5 protein-coding genes, 1 other RNA gene and 1 pseudogene are annotated in these 6,356 nt (G+C 53.4%); 3 read left to right on the top strand and 4 right to left on the bottom strand.

The features are described 5' to 3' along the window. Nucleotides 1–144 precede the first annotated feature (144 nt). Complete coding sequence (locus ACZAHD_RS06700) at nucleotides 145–393, bottom strand: GlsB/YeaQ/YmgE family stress response membrane protein (RefSeq protein ID WP_462456080.1); 249 nt, start codon at nucleotides 391–393, stop codon at nucleotides 145–147. Between the two features lie 165 nt (nucleotides 394–558). Between ACZAHD_RS06700 and ACZAHD_RS06705 the strand changes: the two genes are divergently transcribed. Beyond that, on the top strand, nucleotides 559–747 hold the full coding sequence (locus ACZAHD_RS06705) for a YegP family protein (RefSeq protein WP_004863298.1): 189 nt from the start codon (nucleotides 559–561) through the stop codon (nucleotides 745–747). Between the two features lie 75 nt (nucleotides 748–822). Here ACZAHD_RS06705 and menI read toward each other — a convergent pair whose 3' ends face one another. Then, nucleotides 823–1,233, bottom strand: a complete 411-nt coding sequence (menI, locus tag ACZAHD_RS06710) for a 1,4-dihydroxy-2-naphthoyl-CoA hydrolase (RefSeq protein ID WP_462456081.1) — start codon at nucleotides 1,231–1,233, stop codon at nucleotides 823–825. Next, entirely contained in the window at nucleotides 1,230–4,286 is a 3,057-nt protein-coding gene (ydiJ, locus tag ACZAHD_RS06715) for a D-2-hydroxyglutarate dehydrogenase YdiJ (RefSeq protein WP_462456082.1), read from the bottom strand. The genes menI and ydiJ overlap by 4 nt, the downstream gene beginning before the upstream one ends. A 348-nt stretch (nucleotides 4,287–4,634) precedes the next feature. Here ydiJ and ydiK point away from each other — a divergent pair, with 348 nt between their 5' ends. Continuing rightward, nucleotides 4,635–5,759 carry an AI-2E family transporter YdiK gene (ydiK, locus tag ACZAHD_RS06720; protein ID WP_462456083.1) on the top strand — a complete coding sequence of 375 codons (1,125 nt, stop codon included), beginning with the start codon at nucleotides 4,635–4,637 and terminating at the stop codon, nucleotides 5,757–5,759. A 171-nt stretch (nucleotides 5,760–5,930) separates the two neighbouring features. Further along, an RNA gene (rprA, locus tag ACZAHD_RS06725) (antisense sRNA RprA) lies at nucleotides 5,931–6,038 on the top strand. A 175-nt stretch (nucleotides 6,039–6,213) separates the two neighbouring features. Here the strand turns inward: rprA and ACZAHD_RS06730 are convergent. Then, a pseudogene (locus ACZAHD_RS06730) lies at nucleotides 6,214–6,356 on the bottom strand (transposase); the annotation flags it as partial.

Here is a 6,356-nt window from a genome sequence, read left to right on the forward strand (position 1 = left end):
TATCATTGACCGGCAATGTCAGTGACATAAAAAAAGCTGCCAGTTAACGTGGCAGCTTTTTTGCTATTTTGCGTCGGATTTGGCGCTCAATGTCTATATCTTCTTCGCCGACGGCGATGAGGATACCTGTGTGATGACGGTATATTAACTCTTAATCTTTCTGTAGATAAACAGGACGACTAATGCACCGATTACCGCCACGACAAAGCTGCCAAAATTAAATCCATCTACCTTACCGTAGCCAAAGAATGTGCTGATCCAACCACCTACAACCGCACCAATGACCCCCAGAATGATAGTGACGATAAACCCGCCGCCGTCTTTACCTGGCATAATCCACTTCGCCAAAATACCGGCAATAAGCCCAAAAATGATCCAGGAAATGATACCCATAGTTAACTCCGTCCTCTTCGTTACTCACAAGTATTTCGTACTTAAAATAGTAGCATATGTAGCGTTAATAATTCATGAATTATATTTTTAACGCCGATAACTTGCTGCACTGGCCGCTATGGTCTACATATCATGGGGTCGGTGCTAATGCGCAAGGAGTTAAGAATGGGCTATTACGTGATTAAAAAATCTGAGAAAAGCGTTTCACAGCCATGGTATTTCCTGCTAAAAGCGGATAACCATGAAACCATCGCCACCAGTGAAATGTATTCTTCGAAGGAGGCGGCGAAAAAAGGAATTGCCTCAGTACAAAAGAATGGTCCCAGCGAAACAATCAAAGATGAAACGCAATAAAATCTGCTGAATATAAGGGGGAATATATTCCCCCTTATATTTGAACGAGAATAGCCTCAGCCCGCTGCGGCTATCTCAGATTACCGCCGTGGTCAGACGCGAGGAGCAGCATAAACGCCCCTGTTCATCAAAGATTTCAATCTGCCACACCTGATGACGCGATCCGACATGCAACGCTTTACAGACCCCCCTGACCCGACCACTGCGCACCGAGCGAATGTGGTTGGCATTCACCTCCAGCCCTACCACCTTCTGCGCGCCTTCACTGCACAAATAGCCGGCAACCGAGCCCAGCGTTTCTGCCAGTACCACGGATGCTCCGCCATGTAGCAGACCAAACGGCTGATGCGTGCGACTATCCACTGGCATGGTGGCTTCGATGGTATCATCGGTGACACTGGCAAAATGAATATCCAGCAGTCCGACCATATTGCCGTCACCCATGCGGTTAAGCTGTTCCAGCGTTGTCTGACGTTTCCAAATCATCCAATAATCTCCAGCAGCGCCTGCAGCGGATGACGAACACCGCTGCCTTCAATACGCTTCACCTGACTGCGACAGGAGTATCCGGTCACCAGGCAACGGTTGCGCGGTAACCGCTGGATCGCCTGTTGCCAAGAAAGCGCATAGATATCCAGCGAGTTGGCATGGTTTTTTACCTCGTGACCGTAGGTTCCGGCCATCCCACAACAGCCCACGCTGACGTTCTCCAGTTTCGCACCGAAGCGCGCAAAAATTTCTGCCCACTGCTTCGGTGCTGCGGGTAGCGCCGTGACTTCCGTACAGTGACCAAACAGATACCAGGCTTCGCCACCATTCTCCTGTTCACGAGCTTCCGGCAGCGCCTGCGGCAGCCACTCGTGCACCAGCATCACGCGGAAATCACCTCGTTTGTCACCCAGTACCTGGTTGTACTCATCGCGATAGCACAGCACCAGCGCCGGATCGACCCCAACCATCGGCATGCCTAGCTGCGCCACACGGTTGAGAAAGTCTGCGGTTTTCTGCGCCGTACGCGCAAAGCGCGAGAGGAACCCTTTGATATGCTGCGCCTTACCATTTGGTGAGAACGGCAACAGTACCGGCTGGTAGCCCACTTTTTCAACCAGACGGACAAAATCGGCCACCACCTGCGCATCGTAATAGCTGGTGAACGGATCCTGCACCACCAGCACCATTTTGGCTTTCTGCACGGCGCTGAGCGTTTCCAACTGCTCCAGCGTCATGTTTGCCGAGCGATGTCCCACCATTCTCTGCTTCAGTGATGGAGTTGAGAGCAGCGGCAGATCCACCATCCCGATGTGTTTCTCTGACAGCTTGCGCATCCACGGCTGGTTAATAAAGAAATTGAATGTCTTCGGCGCCTGAGCCATCAGCGGCGCATAGGATTCCACCGTCGCCACCAGATGATCGCGAACCGGCCGCAAATAGCGGCTGTGGTAAAGTTGCAGGAAGCGCGAGCGGAATTCCGGAACATCAATTTTAATCGGACATTGGGTAGAGCACGCTTTACAGGCCAGACAGCCGGACATCGCCTCTTTGACCTCATGGGAGAAATCATACTCCCCCTTACGGGCATGCCAACTGTTGCGGGTCCGTGCCACCAGAGTACGCAGGCTGGCGCGTTTTTCCGGCAGATCTTTTTCCAGCTGATTGGGGTCGATACCACGATCCGCCAGCAGACGCAGCCACTCGCGCACCAGCGTTGCGCGCCCTTTCGGCGAGTGGATGCGGTGATTGCTGACCTTCATCGACGGACACATCGGGCTTTTAACATCAAAGTTGAAGCACAGGCCGTTACCGTTACACTCCATCGCGCCGCGCCATGCGCTGCGCACCGCGATCGGGATCTGGCGATCCCAGGTGCCGCGTTTCACGGCGTCCACTTTCATCATCGGAGCATCTACGCCTTCCGGCGGACAGATTTTCCCCGGGTTTAGACGGTTGTGCGGATCGAACGCTGCTTTGACTTTTCGCAGCTCTCCGTAAAGCTCTTCGCCAAAGAATGCCGGACTGTACTCGGCACGGAAGCCTTTTCCGTGTTCACCCCATAGCAGGCCGCCGTATTTCGCGGTCAGCGCCACGACCTCGTCGGAGATCTGTTTCATCAGCACTTCTTGCTGCGGATCGCACATATCCAGCGCCGGACGCACGTGCAGGACGCCGGCGTCAACGTGGCCAAACATGCCGTAGCTCAGACCGTGACTGTCGAGCAGCGCACGAAACTCGACGATGTAATCGGCAAGGTGTTCTGGCGGCACGCAGGTATCTTCTGCAAAAGGAATCGGCTTGGCGGCGCCTTTGGCATTCCCCAGCAGCCCCACCGCTTTTTTGCGCATCGCGTAGATGCGCTCAACACCGTCCAGTTCGTTGCAGACCTGCCAGCCGATGACGCCCGCTTCGTTGGTGGCAATCAGCTCATCAAGGCGCTGGCACAGCGTGATCACTTGGTTGTCGATAAGCGCGGCGTCATCGCCGGCAAATTCGACGATGTTCAGCCCCAACATCTCTTTATTCGGGACATCGGTAATCAGCTCGCTGACCGAATGCCAGACGATATCTTCGCGCGCCAGGTTCAGGACTTTTGAATCGACAGTCTCCACCGACAGCGCTTTCGCCTCGACCATAAACGGCGCGTTGCGCAGCGCGGAGTCAAACGAATCGTATTTGATATTCACCAGTCGGCGGACTTTCGGCAGACGAGTAATATCGAGACGCGCTTCGGTGATAAAGGCCAGTGTCCCTTCCGAACCGGTGAGAATACGGGTCAGATCGAACTCGCTCATGTCATCATTAAAGACATGGCGCAGGTCATATCCGGTCAGGAAGCGATTAAGTTTCGGAAATTTGTCGACGATAAGCTGACGTTGTGCTTTGCAACGCTGAAATACCGTTCGGTAAATCCGTCCAATCGCCGACTGTTCCCGGCTCAGCGTCTCCGCCAGGGCAACAGGCATCGCCTGTGTATCAAGAATATCACCGCCCATCAGCACCGAACGAACGCCCAGGACGTGGTCTGAGGTTTTACCATAGACCAATGACCCCTGGCCGGAGGCATCGGTATTGATCATCCCGCCCAGGGTAGCGCGGTTACTGGTGGAAAGCTCCGGGGCAAAAAAGTATCCGTACGGTTTAAGATACTGGTTCAGTTGATCCTTAATCACGCCCGCTTCGACACGCACCCATCCCTCTTCCGGGTTGATTTCGAGTATGCGGTTCATATGGCGGGACATATCGACGATGATTCCCCCATTCAGCGCCTGGCCGTTGGTCCCGGTGCCGCCGCCGCGCGGGGTAAAGACCAACGATTTGAAGCGCTCTTCGGCGGCGAGCCGCGCCAGCAAGACGACATCCGCCGTCGAGCGGGGAAATAAGATCGCATCCGGCAACAGCTGATAAACGCTGTTATCTGTCGCCATTGTTAGCCTGTCGGCATAGCTGGTGGCGGTATCGCCGGTAAATCCTTGTTGCTCCAGTACCTGCAAAAAAGTCAATACCAGTTGAACAACACCTGGTGCTTGAGAAATTTGTGGGATCATAATGCTTGACCCTGCCTGACTATGTTGTGTTGTAGAGATGTCATCCTTCAGACTGCCTCTTGTTGGCGCATTTGCTGCCGAATCCTTGCGTGAAGCTGACCCGTTACCACGCCGGACAAAAATAGCCTGAGAGCCGGGAGTCGACCGCCGCCTCGATGCGTCCGGAGGATTTTGTGTATGGATAACTAAACGATTGCGTGGCGCAGTCAACTTTTTATCACATTTTTTTCATATGCGCCCACGAGATTTATGTGCAAAATCAGGCCCGTGAAATTACTGATATTATTATCAGTATTGGATCTACGCGGCGCCAGCATTTTGACGCGACTGGAAAGGTAAAATATCTTTATGATTAACGCTCGCCAACCCCGGGATATACCGCAAATTCTGCTGTCGGTACTATTCTTAGCCTTGATAATTATCTCCTGTCTGTGGGTGGTGCAACCCTTTATTCTGTCTTTCGCCTGGGCAGGCACCGTCGTCATTGCCACCTGGCCCGTTCTGCTGCGACTGCAACGTTTGCTGCTCGGTAAGCGCGCCCTCGCCGTGCTGGTTATGACCCTCTTGCTATTTTTACTGTTTGTCATCCCCATTGCACTACTGGTGAATAGCCTGGTAGATAACAGCATTCCGCTGATAAAACTCATCTCCGCCGGGAATGTCACGCTGCCGGATTTAGCGTGGCTCAATAGCGTTCCGCTGATTGGCGACAAGCTGTACGCTGCCTGGCACGGTCTGCTGGATATGGGCGGTGCGGCCATTATGGCCAAAATTCGTCCCTATATCGGTACCACCACCACCTGGTTCGTCGGTCAGGCGGCGCATATTGGCAAACTGCTGGTCTACTGCGGTCTGATGCTGTTGTTCAGCGCCCTGCTGTACTGGCAAGGTGAGAAAGTCGCCTATGGATTCCGTTATTTCGCAACGCGTCTGGCGGCAAAACGCGGCGATGCGGCGGTGCTGTTGGCTGGTCAGGCAATTCGCGCGGTGGCGCTGGGCGTCGTGGTGACTGCGCTGGTTCAGGCGGTGCTCGGAGGGATTGGTCTGGCAATTAGCGGCGTCCCTTACGCCGCGCTGCTGACCGTGGTCATGATCTTCACCTGTCTGGTACAGCTGGGACCACTGATTGTCTTAATCCCCTCGATTATCTGGCTCTACTGGAGCGGAGATACCACCTGGGGTACGGTGCTGCTGGTGTGGAGCTGCGTGGTGGGCACCATGGATAATGTTATTCGCCCGATGCTGATTCGTATGGGCGCAGACCTGCCGATGATCCTGATTCTCTCCGGCGTTATCGGTGGGCTGATCGCCTTCGGGATGATTGGCTTGTTTATCGGTCCGGTGCTGCTCGCCGTCTCCTGGCGCCTGTTTGATGCCTGGCTGCAGGAGGTTCCACCGCCGCCGAAAGATCCCGCTCAGGTACTGGCGGAACTTGAAGCGTTAAACGTCAGTAATACCAGCAGCGAAAAGTAAAAAAGAAGGCGGGGAAACTCGCCTTAATCATAAGAAAAACTGATAAAAATAATTCCGTTCTCCCTCGTTTCCCCCTCTCCGAGGTTAAGCCATCGGCATAATCTTCACATCTGTTTAACTATTGAGATGAATCTGATCGACGCAAAAAAAGGCTGTGTCTACTATTAGGGTACGGTTATAGATCAACATCTTGATTTATAAGCATGGAAATCCCCTGAGTGAAACAACGAATTGCTGTGTGTAGTCTTTGCCCATCTCCCACGATGGGCTTTTTTTTACGTCGAATGCGTGAGCCGCCGCGGCGCTATTTTTGCGGTTTGCAGGTATGGCTGTCACTGGCGGACGGCAAGCGCCGAAAGTAAATAATCCACCTGCGTAGCAGGTGGCTTTGACACAGCCCCCCTAAAAGGGGGCTTAAACACTCCCCTTCCAGTCCGGGCTGTATTTGTCTCTCTTCTTCCTCTTTGGCAACCTTGTCCTGGTACCGGACATATCGTCGCATTATTTCTTCGTTTGCCCCTACCGAGTCCACAAAATACCCTCTTTGCCAGAAGTGATTTCCCCAAAGCTTGTGCTTCCTGAGATAAGGATACTTCG

This window comes from Raoultella sp. (assembly GCF_039594335.1).
Taxonomy (GTDB): domain Bacteria; phylum Pseudomonadota; class Gammaproteobacteria; order Enterobacterales; family Enterobacteriaceae; genus Klebsiella.